Source organism: Holtiella tumoricola (genome assembly GCF_027857615.1).
In the GTDB taxonomy this organism is placed as follows: domain Bacteria; phylum Bacillota; class Clostridia; order Lachnospirales; family Cellulosilyticaceae; genus Holtiella; species Holtiella tumoricola.
This window is the reverse complement of record NZ_JAQIFT010000003.1, coordinates 1-21379: the sequence shown is the minus strand read 5'-3', so window position 1 is coordinate 21379 and position 21379 is coordinate 1. Positions and strand designations below refer to the sequence as shown.

The following is a 21379-nucleotide window of genomic DNA, read 5'->3' as shown; positions in this document are numbered from 1 at the left end:
AGATGCGGATACTGATAGTAGAAGATGAAGTGAAAATAAGAGAAGGTATAGCAAGGTTAATCAGTCATAAAACCAAACATACAGTTATAGGGGAAGCAAAAAATGGAAAAGAGGGCATAGAACTTAGTTTAAGATATAAGCCAGATTTAATCATGACAGATATACGTATGCCTGTTATGGATGGACTAGAGATGTTGACCCAATTAAAAGAGGAAAAAGTACCGAGCCGAGCTGTTATTTTAACTGGGTATTCCGAATTTGACTATGCCAAAAAGGCTATCAGTTTAGGTGTAAAGGATTATTTATTAAAACCTATTGGGCCGGAAGAAGTGATAAATCTTTTAAATCGTATGGAAGGGGAGATTGAAAAAGAAAATAAAATGCTACAAGGATCGTGTGAAAGTATTATTCGTGACATTATCCTTGGAAGTAGCGAAGATGAAGCAGAAAGTTATCACAAGCTCAAACATTTAATGGCATTAAAAGAGGACTGGCACTATAGACTATATGTAGGATATACGGGAAGTGCACCTGTAGCCTATAAAAATCACTTTAAGGAATGGATGCCCTCTATTATAGGGCGTTATCCTGAATGTCAATGCTATACCTTCTTTGTAGAAACGTTGCAGCAATTTGTTTGTTTAGTCGTAGGAGAAGAAGACTTAGAGGGATGGGAATCCTATTTTATACAGCATATGATTAAGCCTTATAGAGAACAAAAATATCAACCAGCGTGGGCGGTAGAGCAGTTTGATACCCTTGAAAAGTTAAGTGAAGTCTTCCAAAGTATTCAGTCTCTATTAAATTTGAGTTTGACCTATGGGAATGATCATCTATTAAAGCAAAATGTGCACGCACACACTACACTCAAGAAGTACAGCTATCCAATAGAAATAGAAAATAAATTTAAAGTGTCCATTTGTAAAGGTGAATTAGAGAACCTGCCTGATTTAGCAGAAATTTTTTATGATTATTTTGAGCAGCACTTAATGTCTCCTGAGGAAATTAGAAATGATTATATTAAGATGATTACTTTTATCATACATATGGTACAAGAAATAGATAAAAAGCTTTATGATCAGATTCAAAGTATGAGCTTGTTAAAACGTGTTGGAGAGGTTTATACAAGAAATGAGCTTCAACAACTCTTTATGGATTTATTAAACAGTATGCAAAATGTACACGAGAAAAAGGAGGATATTCGTAACTACACCATTTTAAAAGTCATCAACTACATACGTGATCATTATAATGAAGGGATTACCCTTGAAGAAGTGGCAAGGAAAATGGAGTTGACACCAGAGTACCTAAGTACACTTTTTAATAGGGAAATGAATATTAATTTTTCTAATTTTCTAAAGCAGTTTCGTATCAGTCATGCAAAGCGTTTATTAAAAGGAACAGATTTAAAAATCTATGAAATAGCAGAAGCTGTAGGGTACAGTGATGCTAAATACTTTATGCGTGTTTTCAAAGAAGTACAAGGGATTTCACCTAAGGAGTTTCGACAAAAGCAATAAGGGGGAAGAATATGTTTAAGCAGACAAGGAAGATCATGAAAATGAGTTTGTTTTTATCCATATTTTTAGTAGGATGTACCACAGCCAAAGACATTGAAGTTGTTACACCAGAGCCTCAAAGAGAGAAGCTTGTATTATGGTCTTATTATGAAACACAAGCACAAAAAGAGAGTTTAGATTTATTAATCGAAGAATTTAATACAATACAAGAAGACTACCTACTCAGCTGGGTGTATGTGCCTATGACCGATTTCAGCAAAAGGTTAGCCATGGGCGTAACAGAAAATGAATTGCCCGATTTGGTGATTATCGATAATCCAGATATGCCAGCTTATATTCAACTGGGGATTTTTGAAGAACTGAATGATTACTTTGAAGCAGAAGATATTACAAGCACGTATTATGAAAATGTATGGCAGTCTGTAGAACATGAGGGTAAATATTATGGATTACCTTTTTGTTGTAATAACTTAGCACTTATTTATAATAAAGAGGCCTTTGAGGCAGAGGGACTGACACCACCAAGTACGTGGGAGGAATTTATAGCATGTGCAGAAGCATTAACTACTCAAGACCGCTATGGATTTGCTATGTCAGCTATAGCAGGTGAACAGTCCCTGTTTCAAATATTACCTTGGATTTTGTCTACAGGAGAAGATATTGAAGCATTAGGAGGAGAAAAAACAAAAGAGGCTTTTGAACTAATTCACGCATTAGTAGAACAAGCCTATATGGATATTAACTGTATTAATTGGTCTCAAAATGATGTGGCAAGAAAGTTTATAGAAGGTCAAGCTGCTATGATGGAAAATGGACCTTGGGTCTTACCTATGCTTGAAGAAGCTAATGTAGAGTATGGTATTGTACGCCTACCCATTCAAGAAGTGAGCTTAATGCTGACAGGTGGAGAAAACTTATGTATTTTAAAAGAAAAAAACGTGGAAGGTGCACTGACCTTTTTAGACTACTATAGACGTCCAGAAGTCATGCAACGTGTATCCCAAAAGGCCAGTGTATTGCCTCCAAGTAAAGAAGAAGCAAAAGCATTCGCTGATAAGAATGAGATGTATCAAGTCTTTGTTGAGCAGATGGATGACTGTATTTCTAGAACATCCTTTAGCAATTGGAAAGGGATTTCAGGCAAGCTTTCAGAAAGTATTTATGGCCTATTTACTGGCGAAATGACCGTAGATGCTGCAGCTTTGCACTTACAATAAATTCATATGAATATATTCCACCTATCTTAAATATTTAGAGTTTAAGCTAAAAATAATCCCCCTTATAATAAACTTATCAAAGCAAGAGAGATAAATTTATTACAAGGGGGATTTTTTTATGAAGATGAAGAAAGCAATAGCCTTTTTGATTACCACATTACTCATAAGTAGCATGGGGGTAGGATGCTCACAGCAAACCGCTTCAAGTGGCACTTCAGACAATCAAACATCAACAACGACACAAACCAATACAGAATCAGCTAAAACACCTAAAGAAACAACTAAGGAAAAGAAAGAAGTTGTGATCTGGGACTACTTTGAAACAGATGCACAAAAAGCCATGATGCAAACATTAATTGATGGTTTTAATAGTTCTCAAGACGCATTTACAGCTTCTCATGTGTATGTTCCTTTTGCAGACTATGAAAAACAATTAACATTAGGGATTGCATCAGGTGAGTTACCTGACATTGTTATCTTAGATGGTTGTGGTATGGCATCCTTCATTTCTCTTGGATTATTTGCAGATATTACAGATGAGGCTTCTGATATTAAGTGGGATGAATATATTCAAGGGCCATTAGAATCTACAATGATGGATGGCAAACATTATGGTATTCCATTTGCAACAAACTGTACAGCTCTTTTCTATAACAAAGATATGTTTGATGAAGCAGGTCTTAGTTATCCAGATGAAAACACCACATGGGATGAGTTTAAGGGCATGGCAAAAACCCTTACTAAAAATGGTGTTTTCGGATTTGGTAATGCAGGGACCAACACAGATGAAGGAACCTTCCAATGCTTACAATGGCTTTATACAGCAGGTGGAAGCTATACAGATATTGAATCAGGTGTAGATGCTTACAAACTTATGCAAGAGATGATCAGTGATGGATCATGGACAAAAGAATGTGTAAACTGGACACAATCTGATGTAAATAACAACTTTATGGCAGGCAACTTAGCAATGCAACAAAATGGACCATGGCAAATACCAGGTATTGAAGCTAATGCACCAGACTTAAACTATGGTGTAACTGTATTACCTAAAAAAGATGCATCATCAGGTCAAGCAACATCTATCTTAGGTGGAGAAAACATGGGTGTTGTAAATAAAGACGATGTAGGTGGAGCAGTAGCCTTCTTAGAATATTATGATCAAACCAATGTGATGGTAGAAGCGATGAAACAATATGGTTCATTCCCTCCAAAAACAGAAGCAGCAAAAGATGGTTACTGGACTAACGATCCTGTTCAAGCAGCATTTATTACACAACTTGAAACCTCTATTCCACGTGGACCATCAGCAGTTTGGCCATCATACTCATCAGCAATCCAAAAAGGATTCCAAGAAGTGCTTACACTTAGTAAGACACCAGAACAAGCAGCTAAAGATACACAAGCAGCTGTAGATGCAGTTAAATAAATCAAATTTTTAGCTTAGAGTGCCTACAAGGGTGTCACAAAAGGTGGGTAGACCAAATTTTGTGATGCCCTTATTGAATTTAGAGGGGAGGGGCTTTTCATGAAAAATAAAATAAAATTAAGTAACGGAGCACTACTTGGTATTGCTTTTACATTACCAGCACTTTTATATATGCTCTTTTTTATTGGTGTTCCTATGATACAAAATATTGTTTTAAGTTTTAAAAATGTTAATGTGTATACATTTGCAAAGCCAGATGAGCAGATATTTGTAGGACTTGCAAATTATAGAGAGCTCTTTACAGGAGCCAATTCCATATTACTAAAAGCAATCATCAATACATTAATCTTTACTGTTGCATCAATATTCTTCCAATTCATTATTGGGTTTGGACTTGCATTACTTTTTAATAAGAAGTTTCCAGGATGTTCATTCTTTAGAGGCGTAACCATGATTTCATGGCTTTTACCTGTAACCGTTGTAGGTTTACTTTTTAAATTTATGTTTGCAGTAAGTGGTGGTATTGTGAACCAGTTTTTAATGCAACTTCATTTAATAGAACAACCTATTGAGTGGCTTTTGCAAGGGACACCAGCTATGGTTGCTATTGTTATTGCAAATATTTGGATTGGTATTCCGTTCAATATGATGCTCATATTAACCGGTCTTACAACGATTCCAAATGAAATCTATGAAAGCTCTAGCTTAGATGGTGCAAATAAGTGGCAAACATTGACCCATATTACCATTCCTATGATCAAACCTGCGATCATGTCTGTACTTACTTTAGGGTTTGTTTATACCTTTAAAGTTTTTGACTTAGTGTGGGTTATGACAAAAGGTGGCCCTGTTAATGCAACAGAACTTGTTTCTACCTATGCGTACCGCTTATCTTTTGAAGAGTTCCAATTCAGCAAAGGTGCAGCAGCTTCTAATATACTATTTTTAATCTTGCTTTGCGTAGGGTTCTTCTATATTAAAGCAATTGATGATGATGAGGTGATGTAAGATGAAAAAAATGACAAACGAAAATAAACAAAAGCTCATGCTTTTCCTTATTGGTGGACTCATCTTCCTTGTTTTAATCTTCCCATTGTATTGGATGATCGTAACAGCCCTTAAAACACAAGTGGAGATTTTCCAGATACCTACACCATTATGGCCAGAAAATCTAACTTTTGAAGCATTTCAGAAGCAATTATCCTCTTCTAGTGATACACTACAAGGTTTTAAAAATAGTTTAATCATTGCATCAGGTGCAACCGTTATTTCTACAGTCCTTTCTATTCCAGCAGCTTATGGATTGGCACGTTTTAAATTTAAGGGGAAGAAAATCATTATTTTACTCTTCCTTATTACACAAATGCTACCATCCACTTTAGTTTTAACTTCTTTATATATCAATTTCTCAAATATGAAGCTTCTTAATAATTATTTAGCACCTATTTTAGCAGATGCAACGATCGGTATTCCTTTCTCTGTTATCATCTTACGTACGTACTTTATCTCTATTCCAAAAGAATTAGATGAAGCCGCAAAGATTGATGGCTGTGGACATCTATCAGCTTTTGTAAAAGTGATGCTACCTATTGCCAAACCAGGTGTTGTAGTAGCTGCAGTTTTCTCCTTTGTATACGCTTGGGGTGACTTAATCTATGGTATTACTTTTATGACCAACCCCAAAATGAGACCAATTACGTCAAGTATCTATAATTATGTACAACAATATCAAACCTTATGGAATTCAACAATGGCCTTCGGGATCATTGCCATATTCCCAATCATCTTAATCTTTATCTTTATGCAGAAATATATTGTAAGTGGATTAACAAATGGAGCCGTAAAGGCATAAAGGAGTTTCGTGATGCAACCAAAATCTATACCTTTAGAACAAATAAACATTCAAGACCTCTTTTGGTCTAAACATATTGATTTAGTAAAAAATGTCATCATCCCTTACCAATGGGAGGCGATGAATGATCTTATTGAAGATGCAGAATCTAGCCATTGTATTGAAAACTTTAAAATTGCTGCGAAAGAAGCAGAAGGTGCGTTTTATGGCGCTGTCTTCCAAGATACAGATGTAGCAAAATGGTTAGAAGCAGTAGGCTTTTCACTTGCTACTCATAAAGATGAAGCCCTTGAAAAAATGGCAGATCGAGTCATTGAAACCATTGGAAAAGCACAATGTGAAGATGGGTATTTAAATACCTACTTCACATTGAAGGCTCCAGAAGATAGATGGACAGACTTGTGTGAGGGACATGAATTGTATACTGCAGGGCATATGATGGAGGCAGCTGTAGCCTATTACAAAGGGACAGGTAAAAAACGCTTCTTAGAAATCGTTATGAAATTTGCAGATTTAATTTGTGAGACCTTTGGAAGTGAAGCAGGCAAAATCCATGGCTATCCAGGACATCAAGAAGTTGAAATAGGTTTGATTAAGCTTTATGAAGTGACTGGAAATCAACGTTATTTAGAGATGGCCAAATACTTCATTGATACAAGAGGCGTAGGCGAAAACTATTTCTTAAAAGAGATGGCACGACCTGGTTATCAATATATTTTCCCAGAATTTAAAGACTATGATCCACGTTACTCACAGTCTCACTTACCTGTTAGAGAGCAAGAAACAGCTGAAGGGCATGCAGTACGAGCGGTTTATATGTACTGTGCCATGGCGGATCTTGCAAAGTATTGCAAAGATGAATCTCTTTATAAGGCGTGTATGAAGCTTTGGGATAACATTGTCACAAAACGTATGTATATAACAGGCGGTATAGGATCTTCTGGCATTTTGGAACGTTTCACAACAGACTATGATCTACCTAATGAATACAATTACTCAGAAAGCTGTGCTTCTATTGGGCTTGCCCTTTTTGGATTGCGTATGGCACAAATGACCAAAGATGCAACTTTCATAGATGTGGTAGAACGTGCCCTTTATAATACTGTTCTAGCAGGTATTGCACTAGATGGTAAGAGCTTCTTCTATGTGAATCCTCTTGAAGTGTGGCCAGAGGCATGTATCCATCGTACTTCTAAAGAGCATGTTAAGCCCATTAGACAGAAATGGTTTGGTGTAGCTTGTTGCCCACCTAATATCGCAAGAACATTGGCATCACTTGGGCAATACATTTATACAGTAGAAGAACGTACGTTATTTGTACAACTTTTCATCTCAAATGATACTTGCATACCATTGGAAAATGAAAATATACAGGTACAGTTAACCACCTGTTTCCCACAAAATAATAGCTATACACTTCATATTGCTAAGCCTAATGCACCTATAAAGGTAGCCCTCCGTGTACCGGATTATGCTGAAACTTATAAGGTAATGGTAAATGGTGAGGAAGCTCCGTATGCAGTAGAAAAAGGCTATGCTTATATTCTGATTGATGCAGAAAGTGAGATCAACGTATCCTTCTTAGCACCAGCAAGATGGATTTATGCAAATCCTAGTGTACGTGCAGATGTAGGGAAAGTAGCCTTACAAAGGGGACCACTTGTTTATTGTTTAGAAGAAAAAGATAACGGCGACAACTTATCAAGTCTGTATGTAGATACAACAAAAGCAATCGAAGAAATGCCTTCAGCAAACTGGAAGGGGATTGTAGAACTAAAAGTATCAGGCAAACGTGTAGAAACAGAGAGTTGGGATAAGGCTAAACTCTATAGTACCCATAAGCCTAAAATGGTGGATACAACCCTCCAGGCGATACCTTATCCTTACTGGAATAATAGAGGCGTAGGGGAAATGCTTGTATGGATGAAAACATTTAATTGAAGATAGAAACCATGTAAAAAGAAAGCCTCTCGGAGATTAAGATTCATTCGAGAGGTCTTTTTATAAGATCAAGCGTTGCTAAGGTCTAACGTTTTTACGTTATTAAGGAATGAGGATGGGTACATTAATAAGAAAGAGGGATAGATATGAGTAGATGGAGTGAGAATAATGGGCGTCTTATTTTTAAGTATGATGCAGAAACCCTATGGATTGAGGGATGGGGAACGAATGGATTGCGTGTAAGGGCAACCAAAATGTATCAAATGCCAGAAGAGGATTGGGCATTGTTGTCTAACCCTAGCCCATGTTGTACAGTCATTCACATAAGCAGTGAAGGTGCAAGTATTCAAAATGGTAAGCTCATTGCTAAACTGACAGCTATGGGGAAACTCACCTTTTACAATATAGAGGGCAAAGTCTTACTTGATGAGTATGTGAGAAATCGTATGGACATTCAAGCCACTTATTGTAGTGCACTAGAAATTGAAGGACGAGAATTTAAGCCACTATGTGGAGGGGATTATGCCTTAACCATGCGTTTTGAATCTAATCCAATAGAGAAAGTCTATGGGATGGGCCAATATCAACAACCTTATCTTGATTTGAAAGGAAGCGACTTAGAACTTGCCCATCGTAATTCACAAGCCAGTGTGCCTTTTATGATTTCTTCTTTAGGATATGGATTGCTATGGAACAACCCTGCAGTAGGACGTGTAACCTTTGGTAAGAATGTGACATCTTGGTATGCAACGTCTACTAAAGTGTTAGATTACTGGATTACGGCAGGGGATACACCTGCTGAAATCGAAGAAGCTTATGCAAAAGTAACAGGTACTGTACCCATGATGCCTGAGTATGCTATGGGATTTTGGCAATGTAAATTACGTTACCAAAATCAAGAAGAACTCCTTAAAGTAGCAAGGGAATATAAGAAAAGAGGCTTGCCCATCTCAGTGATCGTCGTAGACTTTTTCCACTGGCCCTTACAAGGAGAGTGGAAATTTGATAAGACCTATTGGCCAGATCCAGAGGGCATGATCGAAGAACTTAAAACCCTAGGCATTGAGCTTATGGTATCTATTTGGCCGACTGTAGACTATAGAAGTGAGAACTTCCAAGAAATGAAAGAGAAGGGCTATCTTATTCGTACGGAACGGGGCTTTAGAATGAGTATGGATTATATGGGCAATACCGTTCATTATGATGCCACGAATCCAGGTGCTAGAGCCTATCTATGGGATAAAGCCAAGCAAAATTATTATGATAAAGGGATTAAAATATTCTGGTTAGATGAGGCAGAGCCAGAATATAGTGTCTATGATTTTGATAACTATCGTTATCATTTAGGGGCAAATGTACAAGTGGGCAACATCTATCCAGTCATGTATGCCAAAACATTTTTTGATGGGATGCAAGAAGCAAGGCAAGAAAACATTATTAATTTATTACGTTGTGCATGGGCAGGATCACAAAGATATGGAGCATTGGTTTGGTCTGGAGATATCCACTCAAGCTTTGAAAGCCTTCGTAATCAGTTAGCTGCTGGATTGAATATGGGTATTGCAGGCATTCCTTGGTGGACAACGGATATAGGCGGATTCCATGGAGGTCATATAGAAGATCCACATTTTAGAGAGCTACTTATAAGATGGTTTGAATATGGGACATTTTGCCCGGTTATGAGGCTCCATGGAGACCGTGAACCACACAAATCTCAACAAGGCACAACAGGAGGAGCAGCATGCCTATCAGGTGCAGATAATGAAGTATGGAGCTTTGGTGAAGAGGCTTATACAATTTGTAAACAATATCTCGAGCTGAGAGAGCAGTTAAAACCTTATATCACACAATTGATGCAAGCAGCTCATGAAAAGGGAACACCTGTCATGAGACCACTCTTCTATGATTTTCCTAAGGATGATGTGGCGTGGGAAATAGAAAATCAATATATGTTTGGCCCAGATGTACTTGTTGCACCTATTTTATATGAAGGTGTAAGAGAAAGGATGATCTATTTGCCAAAAGGATCCACATGGACCCATCTATGGACAAAAGAGAAGTTTTTAGGTGGGCAAACTTTGCAAGTTCAGGCACCTCTTGAGCAAATTCCTGTATTTATTAGAGATGAAATGCAGATATTTTAGGTAGGCTTTATACATCAATGAATAGAGAGATAAAATAAGTAAAAAAAGAGTAAAAGAGTGACAGATTAAATAGAGACTGCCACTCTTTTTTTTGAAAAAAATTATAAAAAATAAAAGTATAGTATTACTAAATTTTAAAAACATTATTGTTGTCATGTTAGAAAAATTAAAAAGATAAAAATAAAAAATAAAATAACAGTATTACTAAATTTTATACTTAAAATAATAAATTTTATTGATATAAACCTTGTAAACACAACGTTAATATGAAGTGCTATAAAAATGGATATTATGATACTCTTACTAAATTTTTAATCAGTTTATAATAAAGTTAAACCAAAGTTTATATTGACGAATAAATGTAAACTTTGTATAATTCGAAAAGTAAGTTTAACAACTGTAAACAAAAAGTTTATTTTTATAAAGGGTAAAATTTGTGAAAAGGAAAGAGCGAAATGAACAAACTTTTACAATCCAAAATGCCTATTTTTGAGGCACTAGAACAGTACAAAGCAAGTCGTACAGTCCCTTTTGATGTGCCAGGTCACAAAAGGGGGCAAGGAAATAAAGAACTCACTGATTTTCTAGGTGAAAAATGTATGAGTGTAGACGTAAATTCTATGAAGCCACTTGATAATTTGTGCCATCCTGTTTCGGTCATTAAAGAAGCAGAGGCATTAGCAGCAGATGCATTTGGTGCAAAGCATGCCTTTTTGATGGTAGGTGGTACAACTTCAGCTGTGCAGGCGATGGTAATGAGTGCTTGTAAAAAAGGTGAGAAAATTATTATGCCACGTAATGTACACCGTAGTGCCATTAATGCACTGGTTGTATGTGGTGCAGTGCCTGTCTATGTCAATCCTGGTGTGAATGAAGCATTAGGAATACCTCTTGGGATGTCCTATGAAGATGTGGAACGTGCGATTATAGAAAATCCAGATGCGAAAGCAGTTTTAGTCAATAATCCGACTTACTATGGGGTTTGTTCACCTCTTAAAAAAATTGTGGATTTAGCCCATCAACATGGTCTATTAGTCTTAGTCGATGAAGCCCACGGCACACACTTTTATTTCCATGATGATCTACCTATCTCAGCAATGGAAGCAGGCGCAGATTTAGCAGCTGTCAGTATGCATAAAACAGGCGGGTCACTTACACAAAGCTCCTTCTTGCTTGTTCAAAATGATGTCAATCCAGGTTATGTAAGACAAATTATTAACTTGACCCAAACAACCAGTGGTTCTTACCTATTGATGGCATCTTTAGATATTTCACGTAAGAATCTAGCTATAAATGGCAAAGAAATCTTTGATCGTGTCATAGAGCTTGCCCAATATGCTAGAAGTGAAATCAATGAGATGGGTGGCTACTATGCGTTTGGTAAAGAGATTATAGATGGTAATGCCTGTTATGACTTTGATGTAACCAAACTCTCTATTCACACTCGTGACATTGGGCTTGCGGGAATTGAAGTTTATGACATGCTTAGAGATGAATATGATATTCAAATAGAGTTTGGTGATATCGGTAATATTTTAGCGATTTTATCAGTAGGTGATAAAGATTTAGCAATTGAAAGACTAATCGCTGCTTTAGCAGAAATCAAAAGACTTTATGCTAAAGATAAATCAGGTATGCTGAACCATGAATATGTAGACCCTCATGTAGCAATGACACCTGCAGATGCTTTTTATGCAGATAAAGAACAGGTTCCACTTCGATTAAGTGAAGGTAAAATCTGTAGTGAATTTGTGATGTGTTATCCACCAGGCATACCTATTTTAGCACCAGGGGAGTATATTACACCTGAAATTATAGATTACATTCAATATGCTAAGGCAAAAGGGTGCTTTATGACAGGTACTGAAGATCCTCAAATTGAAAAGATTAATATCGTGCAAGGTAATCCCTATTAAATGTGATAGATAAGATGGGATGAAGAACAAATAATGGGTATTTTATATAGAGATAATGAAAGGGGTGAAGCCAATGGAATTATGGTACAAGGAAGAACACAGTCCCAATGTGAAGTTTTCTATTAAAGTAGATAAGCATTTGTATTCTCATACAAGTAGGTTTCAAAGGATTGATATTATGGAATCCAATGAATTTGGTAGATTCCTCACCTTAGATAGCAGTATGATGCTTACTGAAAAGGATGAATTTATTTACCATGAGATGATGGTACATGTGGCGATGGCCATACACCCTAATGTGAAACGTGTTCTTGTTATAGGTGGTGGAGATGGTGGTGTAGTGCGCGAACTTACTAAATATCCATCCATTGATGAAATTGACCTTGTAGAAATCGATGAGATGGTTGTAGAAGCTTGTAAAGCATGGCTTCCTCAAACAGCTTGTAAGTTAGAAGATGCACGTGTACAAATTTATTATGTGGATGGGCTTCGCTTTATTCGTGCCAAAGAAAATCACTATGACTTAATTATTGTAGATTCTACAGATCCATTTGGACCTGGTGAAGGACTTTATACAAAAGCCTTTTATGGCAATTGCTTTAAAGCTTTAACAGACAAGGGGATTTTAATTAATCAACATGAAAGTCCTTATTATAGTGAACATGCTGCATCACTAAAGAGAGCTTATGCATCTTTAGAAGGATGTTTTCCAATCACTCAGTTTTATCAAGCGCATATTCCAACCTATCCAACAGGCTACTGGCTCTTTGGATTTGCTTCTAAAGCTTATCATCCAATAGAAGACTTAGATGAAGAAAAGTGGAATCAGCTAGGGATTGAAACAGATTATTACAATACAACTTTACATAGAGGGGCTTTTGCCCTACCCAATTACATTCAAAAATTACTTAAATAGGCTATTTATCTTACTTTAAATAGATCAAAAAATATGTAGACTCTAGGAGGAGATGAAAAATGGGAAAAGCATTAATTATTGGAGCTGGTGGTGTAGCTAGCGTAGTGGTTCACAAATGTTGCCAAAATCATGAGGTATTTGAAGAAATTTGTATTGCCAGTCGTACAAAATCAAAATGTGATGCCTTAAAAGAAAAGTTAGACGGAGGCAAAACAATCATACATACAGCACAGGTTGATGCGGATAACACACAAGAGGTTATTGATTTAATTGAAAGTTTCAAACCAGACCTTGTCATTAACGTAGCCCTACCTTATCAAGATTTAACAATCATGGATGCTTGTCTTGCAACAGGTGTAGATTACTTAGATACAGCAAACTACGAACCAAAAGATACAGCTAAATTTGAATACAAATGGCAATGGGAATACAAAGAGCGTTTTGAACAAGCAGGGATTACTGCTGTTCTTGGTTGTGGATTTGACCCTGGTGTAACAGGTGTATTTAGTGCCTATGCACAAAAACATTACTTTGATGAAATCCATTACTTAGATATTTTAGATGCTAATGCTGGTGATCATGGTTATCCATTTGCGACAAACTTCAATCCAGAAATCAATATTCGTGAAATCACTGCAAAAGGCAGCTATATTGAAAATGGCAATTGGGTAGAAACAGAACCTCTTGAAATTAAGAAAGTATACGAGTTCCCAGAAATCGGTGAAAAAGATATGTATCTTTTACATCATGAAGAATTAGAATCATTAGCCCTTAACTTAAATGGTATTAAACGTATTCGTTTCTTCATGACCTTCTCACAAAAATATATTACACACCTTAACGTACTTGAAAACGTTGGGATGACATCTATTGAACCTATTGAATACAATGGTCAACAAATCCAACCGCTTCAATTCTTAAAAGCAGTATTACCAGATCCAGCATCACTTGGTCCAAGAACAAAAGGTAAAACAAACATTGGTTGTATTATGCAAGGGGTAAAAGACGGCGAACCACGTAACTACTACGTATACAACGTATGTGATCACGAAGAATGTTATAAAGAAGTTGGCTCACAAGCGATTTCTTATACAACAGGTGTACCAGCTATGATTGGTGCCATGATGGTACTTACAGGTAAATGGAAAAAACCAGGAGTATTTAACGTAGAAGAGTTCGATCCAGATCCATTCATGGATGCACTTAACAAATGGGGCTTACCATGGCAAGAAACATTTAATCCAACTTTAGTAGATTAAGAGGTACACAATGAAAAAGTACTATGAGGGGGTATCTACCCCATGTTATATAGTAGATGAACGTTTACTTACCAAAAACTTAGAATTGCTTCAATCCATTGAAAAGCGTACAGGATGTGAAATTCTTCTTGCTCAAAAAGGTTTTTCAATGTATGCAACCTTTCCTCTTATAGGTCAGTATTTATCAGGGGTCACTTCAAGCTCACTCTTCGAAGCTAGACTTGGCTACGAAGAGATGGGGAAAGAAGTCCATGTTTATGCTCCAGCCTATAGAGAAAATGAATTTGAAGAGATTATGAGTTACTCCGATCATATCGTTTTTAATTCTTTTAATCAATGGAAAAAATATAAGCCACAAGTAGAAGCATACTGCGCATCGCATAACAAAAAAATCTCTTGTGGACTTCGTATTAACCCAGAGTATTCAGAGATTGAAACCGATCTTTACAATCCATGTTTTACAAATTCCAGACTTGGTACAACACTTGAACAGTTTGAACAAGGATTAGAAGCCTTAGGTACACTAGAGGGCATAGATGGACTTCACTTCCATGCCATGTGTGAGCAAAACTCAGATACCCTTGAACGTATCTTAGATGCAGTAGAAGAGAAGTTTGGAGCATACCTTGGCGAAATGAAATGGATCAATTTTGGTGGTGGACATCATATTACAAGACCAGACTATGATGTAGAGAAACTGATTACATGTATTGATCGCATACAAGATAAATATAAAGTTAAAGTTTATCTAGAACCAGGTGAAGCAGTGGCTTTAAATACAGGGTATTTAGTTTCAACTGTTTTAGAAACTTTACAAAATGGAATGGATCTAGCTATTCTAGATACATCAGCTGCATGCCATATGCCAGATGTATTAGAGATGCCTTATCGCCCACAGATTATAGGGGCAGGACTACCAGGAGAATACCCTTATACTTATCGACTGGGGAGTGCTACTTGCCTTGCTGGAGACGTAATAGGAGACTATTCTTTCCCTGAGCCATTGCAAGTAGGTGACCAGCTTGTTTTCACAGATATGGGTCATTATACAATGGTAAAGAACAATACTTTTAATGGGATTAACTTACCGGATATACTCCTTTATAAGGAAGAAACAGGTTTAGTACAAGTAAAATCTTTTGGTTATGAAGACTTTAAATCAAGACTGTAATATTGTAAGTAATGATAATACTATTATGATAAAATTGTAAAAATAGAGCTATGATGATAAAAAATATGACTTATTTTGAAGAAAAAGTTGACATATTGACTAAAAAGATAGTATACTACAACTACAAAATAACATAAGTTAATAAGTTTAAAGTGTGTTACAGATAAGCTGGCATAAACTTTTCTCTCTATAACAGTTATAAAACTTAAGTTTTATGATTTTTACAGGAGAAAGTTTATGCTTTTTTTGTTGTTTAAATAACTGAATAACTTAGTAACTTAGTAACTTCAATTGAATAAAGGAGAGAAAACATGTTTAGTAAATTATTTGGCGTTTTACAACGTGTAGGAAAAGCCTTCATGCTTCCTATTGCTTTATTGCCAGCAGCCGGTATTTTATTAGGTGTAGGTGGAGCGTTTTTAAACTTAACAACACTTCAAAACCCACCAGCTATCTATGAAGGTTTAATCCAATTTGTAAGTATCCCATGGGTTACGGCACTTTTAACAATCATGAAAAACGTAGGGGATATTGTATTTGCAAATTTACCTTTACTCTTTGCAATCGGGATTGCAGTAGGTCTTGCTAAGGCAGACAAAGGTACAGCAGCTCTTGCTTCTGGTATCGGTTTCATTGTTATGCATCAAACTATTTCTACTGTTTTAGCATTAGGTATTACACCACTTGGTGTAATTACACCAGATAATATTCCAGCACAATATGCTACATATGTAACAACAACACTTGGTATCTTTACATTAAATATTTCAGTATTTGGTGGGATAGTCGCCGGGGTAACAGCAGCACTCTTACATAATAAATATCATAAGATTCAATTACCACAAGTACTCGGTTTCTTTGGTGGTTCTAGATTCGTTCCAATTGTAACTTGTGTAACAATGTTAGCAATCGGGGTTGTTTTAGCGATGGCATGGCCAGTCCTTCAAAATGGTATTGCTGTTATTGCAGGTCTTGTAAATGAATCAGGTCCAATTGGGACATTCTTATATGGTACAATTGAACGTTCTCTTATTCCAGTAGGATTACATCACGTATTCTACACACCATTCTGGTTTACAGGTTTTGTACAATCTAATGTATTATTAGATGGTGGCGGAACAATGCTTATTGATGGTGCGAATACAGCTTACTTTGCACAACTTTCAAACATGGGTGCACTTGTTGGTGCAACACCAGATGTTATGGGTGAAGTTGTAAAAGGTAGTACACGTTTCATGGCAGGTAAATTCCCATTCATGATCTTTGGTCTTAGTGGTGCAGCACTTGCAATGTATCGTACAGCAAAACCAGAACGTAAAAAACAAGTAGCAGGTTTACTTATTTCAGCTGCTGTAACAGCTGCATTAACAGGTATTACAGAACCACTTGAATTTGCATTCTTATTCGTAGCACCAGTTCTTTATGGTGTACATGCTGTACTTGCAGGTTTAAGCTTTATGCTTATGGATATTTTCAACGTATTCATTGGTATGACATTCTCAGGCGGATTAATCGACTTTACGTTATTTGGACTTTTACCAGCAGGCGCAGGTGTTCCAACTAACTGGATTTACGTTATTATTGTTGGGGCTATTTTATTCCCAATCTATTACTTTACATTTAGCTTCTTTATTAAGAAATTTAATTTAAAAACACCAGGACGCGAAGATGATGATGCTACTACAGGTGAAGGTGACAATGGCTTAAGCTTAGCACATAATGTATTAGAAGCACTTGGCGGAAGAGAAAATATTACAAACTTAGATGCATGTATTACACGTTTACGTGTTTCTGTAAGAAGTGTAGCTGCAGTTGATAAAGACCGCATCAAAGCACTTGGAGCAAGTGGTGTTATGGAAGTAGGCGATAATATTCAAGCGATTTTTGGTGGACGTTCTGATATTATCAAAAATGATATCTTAGATATCATCGAAGGGAAAACACCTACTCCAGAAGCAACAAAAACAGTTGCAAAAGAAGAACCAAAAGCAGTAGAAAAACCAGCTTCAAATGGAAAGTTAGAAGTACTTATGCCAATTGAAGGTGAATTAGTAGCATTAGAAACTGTTCCAGACCCAGTATTTGCAGAAAAAATGATGGGTGATGGATTTGCTATTAATCCAGCAAATGGTCAAGTTTATGCACCTGTATCAGGTGAAGTTGTGAATGTATTCCCAACAAAACATGCGATTGGTATTATGAGTGATAGTGGACGCGAAGTATTAATTCACTTTGGTATTGATACAGTTACACTTAAAGGAGAAGGCTTTACAACACATGTAGAAGCAGGAACACATGTAAAAGCTGGAGATTTATTATTAACTGTTGATATTGAAGCAATACGTGATAAAGTACCATCTATCATGACACCAGTTCTCTTTACAGACTTAACACCAGAAGAAAGTGTTCAGATTAAAGCAGGAGCTGTAAAAGCAAAAGAAAGTAACCGTGTTCAAATAGGTTAATTCATATAAATAAAAAAGACTAAGTAAGGAAAATCTTACTTAGTCTTTTTTATTCTATATAACTAAAGATTTGTGTAATGAGAGAGAGTACTTGGAAGTGGGTAGAGAGTAGATCAAATTGTTCCATAGGGTCAGTTGAATGAATATAGTCACCTAAGTTCCCAATTAAAAAGAGCATGTAGGAGGCAGTAGCAATAAGCGTAGAGGTTTTAGTTTTCTGAGCTTTATTAAGCGTAGTATCATTATTTAACTGAGCAAGATTAGAACGAATTTGAGTGACTTTTTGTGAATATAAGTCTAGAGAAGATTGATTTGCATCATTTGCTTTATTATTGAGTTTATTGATATAAATAGTTTTTGCTGAATTTACGACCTGGTTTTCAATGTCTTTAAGGTCACTTATAGAAGAAGTGAGCTGCATATCTATAGTGGAAGTAGAACTAGCAAAGAGTGTTAGACTTAAAGAGCCGATACAAATTAAACAAATAAGAGAGCATAGGTAATGTTTAAAACTTATAATTTTCATAGAAACTCCTTTACAAAATCATTACATAACGACTATATTTAGTTTTTTCAAAAATACTATAAATTATGAGTCCTTTTTGCATTCTACACAAGTTAGGCGTATAATACTATTATTGGACTTACATAAAGCTCAAAAATTATACTAAAGTGAGGGAAGAGTATGCTACTTAATCTTATCATTATTATTGCAGCAGACTTGGGGTTTGAGTTTCTTTTTGAAAAACTTAATCAAAGTAAATATGAGCCGTTCGAAAAGGTACAGGCTAAAACAAGAGAGTTAGAAAGTAAGAAAGTATGGCAATATAGCAGTTTAGCTGTTGCTGTACTCGGGACAATTTATTTGTGTAATTTCTTTGCTGTAAACTTTTTTATCGTAGTCATTTTACTAGGATTTATTTTAGCATTGATTAATACCATTTTTGAATCGACTTTTTATGATCACAGACGTAATACATTAAGATAGTATTTATGAATTAAGAGAGCAGTCGTTACTTTCTTTGAAAATCATATGCAAAATAAAGAAGATAAAAGCATTAGAATGATAAAATTCTAATGCTTTTCTTGTACTTATAAAGAATGATGAGCCTAATATTCTTTGGTGAGATTCTGATAGTATTCGCCCCATTCTCCTAAGGCATTCATAATAGGTTGTAGGCTATAGCCAAGCTCTGTTAATGAGTATTCTACTCTAGGAGGAACTTCAGGATAGACGGTACGAATCACAAGTCCATCCTCTTCCATTTTACGTAGATTCTGTGTTAATACTTTTTGACTGATTGTTCCCACAGAGTTTTTTAATGCTCCAAAACGTTTGGTGCCATCAAGTAAATCTCTAAGGATTAAGACCTTCCACTTATCACCAATAAGAAGTAGGGTAGTCTCCACAGGACATGGTGGTAATAGTTTTGACATATGTATGCCTCCAATAGTTTCTTATAGGTACCTATAGCACTTTAAAGTGCTTACTTTTCAAAAGATACATTTGGAATTATTATAAGCATATAAGCAATTAATTGCAACTTATAATAGTGGAGGAATGAAAAATGAAAGAAGTGGTTCAATTTTTAAAGGACAATACAGTACAATATTTTGCAACAGTAGGACTTGATGGAAGGCCTAAAGCAAGACCTTTCCAATTTATGCTTGAAAACGAAGGTAAACTTTATTTTTGCACAAGCAATGAGAAAGAGGTTTATAAAGAATTACAAAATAACCCTTATATAGAGCTTGTAACATCAAGTCCAGAATTTGCTTGGATGAGACTAAGTGGGAAAACAGTATTTTCTAATGATTTAGAAATCAAAGCCACAATTATTGAAGCAAGTCCACTTGTAAAATCTATTTATCAAACAGCAGAAAATCCTATTTTTGAAATCTTCTACCTTGAAGAAGCTGAAGCTGTTATTGCAGATTTTTCAGGTAACCCACCTAAAGTATATGCATGCTAAAGAAGCTGGTTGATACAAGTAATCAGTAAAGGATTATGCTCTATTGCCTTTTGATGTATTTCAACAGTTAAGTTTAGATTTCCTAAACATAGAGCCGCTGAAATTGCATTAAGTACAATCCAGACATTCTTAGAAGAACATAAAGATGTAATACATAAGATGCTAATCAATGGCTTTTAAGATGAGGGCTATAGGATTTATAAAGACTTATTAATAAAGTAATTAGAATATAGAATGGCTACTTATAAGATAAATATAAGTAGCCATTTTTTAAAAGACTGATTTTATTACGCTTATAAAGAAGATACTTCTATTGAGATAAGATAAAGGAGCCTATATGAATGATAGTAATAAAGAAACACAAATACTTTAAATGAAGTACCCTATATGGAAAAGTTATAAAGGCTTTTAGATCGTGTTAAAGATAAAAAACTTATTTTAATTGAATGAGGTGTAGGGTATAATACATCTGTCATTATTCGTTTCCTTGCTCATAAAAGCATGAGCATCAATGAAGATATAGACACAATTTTAAAAGCAGTATTAGATGAAGAAAAATAGATAGAATGGAGGAGAATATTATGGAAGTTAGGCAAGCAAAGCAAGAAGAATTAGAAGCACTTATTAAGATCGAGCAAATTTGTTTTCCGCCAGCAGAAGCCGCAACGGTGGAAGATATGCGAAAACGCTTTAATGTGTTTCAAGAAAACTTTATAGTGGCAGTAGAAGAGGGAAAAGTGGTAGGGTTTATTAACGGCTGTGTAACAGACAAGCCAGAATTACCTGATGCCCTCTATCATGATACAGCACTCCATAATCCAGAAGGGGCTTATCAAACCGTATTCGGACTAAACGTATTGCCACAATACCGCAAACAAGGTATTGCAGAACAACTTGTCAGCCATCTTATAAAGCTTTCAAAAGAAAGAGGAAAGACAGGAATCGTATTAACTTGTAAAGAACATTTAGTCCATTACTATCAAAAGTTTGGATTTAAGCATCTAGGCGTATCCGCTTCTTCACATGGTGGAAGTAAATGGAATGATATGCTACTCATATTTGATTAATTGCGGTAGTTACTTGAATTTGAGAAAGGGGCTCCTATTGAAGGAGCCGGGCATGGCCTATTTTATTCAGGCATAATCTAAGGGAAAAATAATGCAAAGTGAATGACTCCTCTTCTATTAAAGTAGTGAAAAGGCTGTATAGAATGGTATGAAAAAGGATATATAGACTATAAAAACAGAGTAAAAGTATAGGGGAATAATAATAAAACAAAAATAAAAGAAAAAAATTAAAAAAGATGGTTGACATATGTAACAAGATAGTGCATAATAAATCAAGTCAGCAGCGGAAAACGCCACTGATAAACAGGGCTAAGGCCTTGGTAAATAAGAACTTGAACATTGAAAATAAAATAGTAACCATTAAACCAGTCGATTCAAAATGAATCTTAAAGATTCGAGTCAGTACTACTTAACAGTACAAAATGTCAAGAGATACAACTCGACAAATATAGCTTAACTTTCTTCGAAAGTTGCGCTAAAAATTCATTTGCATTCGCAAATAAATTTTT

17 protein-coding genes are annotated in these 21379 nt (G+C 35.7%); 15 read left to right on the top strand and 2 right to left on the bottom strand.

From position 1 onward, the window contains the following. Window positions 1-2: 2 nt before the first annotated feature. From PBV87_RS00185 to PBV87_RS00130, 12 genes are all read left to right on the top strand, one after another. On the top strand, window positions 3-1520 hold the full coding sequence (locus tag PBV87_RS00185) for a response regulator transcription factor (protein WP_271010697.1): 1518 nt from the start codon (window positions 3-5) through the stop codon (window positions 1518-1520). Window positions 1521-1531: 11 nt separating this feature from the next. Beyond that, complete coding sequence (locus tag PBV87_RS00180) at window positions 1532-2737, top strand: sugar ABC transporter substrate-binding protein (RefSeq protein WP_271010696.1); 1206 nt, start codon at window positions 1532-1534, stop codon at window positions 2735-2737. 118 nt (window positions 2738-2855) lie between these two features. After that, on the top strand, window positions 2856-4166 hold the full coding sequence (locus tag PBV87_RS00175; protein WP_271010695.1) for an ABC transporter substrate-binding protein: 1311 nt from the start codon (window positions 2856-2858) through the stop codon (window positions 4164-4166). 99 nt (window positions 4167-4265) lie between these two features. Further along, window positions 4266-5174, top strand: a complete 909-nt coding sequence (locus PBV87_RS00170; protein ID WP_271010694.1) for a carbohydrate ABC transporter permease — start codon at window positions 4266-4268, stop codon at window positions 5172-5174. Between the two features lie 10 nt (window positions 5175-5184). Continuing rightward, a complete protein-coding gene (locus PBV87_RS00165; protein WP_154668874.1) occupies window positions 5185-6018 on the top strand; it encodes a carbohydrate ABC transporter permease in 834 nt (277 codons plus the stop codon). A 12-nt stretch (window positions 6019-6030) separates the two neighbouring features. Then, complete coding sequence (locus PBV87_RS00160; protein ID WP_271010693.1) at window positions 6031-7959, top strand: glycoside hydrolase family 127 protein; 1929 nt, start codon at window positions 6031-6033, stop codon at window positions 7957-7959. Between the two features lie 146 nt (window positions 7960-8105). Further along, window positions 8106-10103, top strand: a complete 1998-nt coding sequence (locus PBV87_RS00155; RefSeq protein WP_271010692.1) for a glycoside hydrolase family 31 protein — start codon at window positions 8106-8108, stop codon at window positions 10101-10103. Between the two features lie 455 nt (window positions 10104-10558). Then, entirely contained in the window at window positions 10559-12019 is a 1461-nt protein-coding gene (locus PBV87_RS00150) for an aminotransferase class I/II-fold pyridoxal phosphate-dependent enzyme (protein ID WP_271010691.1), read from the top strand. 73 nt (window positions 12020-12092) lie between these two features. Beyond that, window positions 12093-12935 (top strand): polyamine aminopropyltransferase, encoded by an 843-nt coding sequence (speE, locus tag PBV87_RS00145; protein WP_271010690.1) that lies wholly within the window; start codon window positions 12093-12095, stop codon window positions 12933-12935. A gap of 59 nt (window positions 12936-12994) precedes the next feature. Continuing rightward, entirely contained in the window at window positions 12995-14194 is a 1200-nt protein-coding gene (locus PBV87_RS00140) for a saccharopine dehydrogenase family protein (RefSeq protein WP_271010689.1), read from the top strand. 10 nt (window positions 14195-14204) lie between these two features. After that, window positions 14205-15365, top strand: a complete 1161-nt coding sequence (gene nspC / locus PBV87_RS00135) for a carboxynorspermidine decarboxylase (protein WP_271010688.1) — start codon at window positions 14205-14207, stop codon at window positions 15363-15365. A gap of 311 nt (window positions 15366-15676) precedes the next feature. Beyond that, window positions 15677-17830 (top strand): PTS sugar transporter subunit IIABC, encoded by a 2154-nt coding sequence (locus tag PBV87_RS00130; RefSeq protein WP_271010687.1) that lies wholly within the window; start codon window positions 15677-15679, stop codon window positions 17828-17830. 49 nt (window positions 17831-17879) lie between these two features. Here PBV87_RS00130 and PBV87_RS00125 read toward each other — a convergent pair whose 3' ends face one another. After that, the gene (locus PBV87_RS00125; protein WP_053983705.1) at window positions 17880-18356 is read right to left on the bottom strand and encodes a hypothetical protein; all 477 of its coding nucleotides are present in this window, start codon (window positions 18354-18356) and stop codon (window positions 17880-17882) included. Between the two features lie 159 nt (window positions 18357-18515). Here PBV87_RS00125 and PBV87_RS00120 point away from each other — a divergent pair, with 159 nt between their 5' ends. Beyond that, entirely contained in the window at window positions 18516-18818 is a 303-nt protein-coding gene (locus PBV87_RS00120) for a hypothetical protein (protein WP_271010686.1), read from the top strand. Window positions 18819-18940: 122 nt separating this feature from the next. On the opposite strand, the gene PBV87_RS00115 is transcribed toward PBV87_RS00120, so the two are convergent. Then, window positions 18941-19267: a winged helix-turn-helix transcriptional regulator gene (locus PBV87_RS00115; RefSeq protein WP_053983703.1), complete on the bottom strand. Its 327-nt coding sequence runs from the start codon at window positions 19265-19267 to the stop codon at window positions 18941-18943. Window positions 19268-19398: 131 nt separating this feature from the next. Between PBV87_RS00115 and PBV87_RS00110 the strand changes: the two genes are divergently transcribed. After that, window positions 19399-19803, top strand: a complete 405-nt coding sequence (locus PBV87_RS00110; RefSeq protein ID WP_271010685.1) for a pyridoxamine 5'-phosphate oxidase family protein — start codon at window positions 19399-19401, stop codon at window positions 19801-19803. 581 nt (window positions 19804-20384) lie between these two features. Then, window positions 20385-20870 carry a GNAT family N-acetyltransferase gene (locus PBV87_RS00105; RefSeq protein WP_271010684.1) on the top strand — a complete coding sequence of 162 codons (486 nt, stop codon included), beginning with the start codon at window positions 20385-20387 and terminating at the stop codon, window positions 20868-20870. Window positions 20871-21379 lie beyond the last annotated feature (509 nt).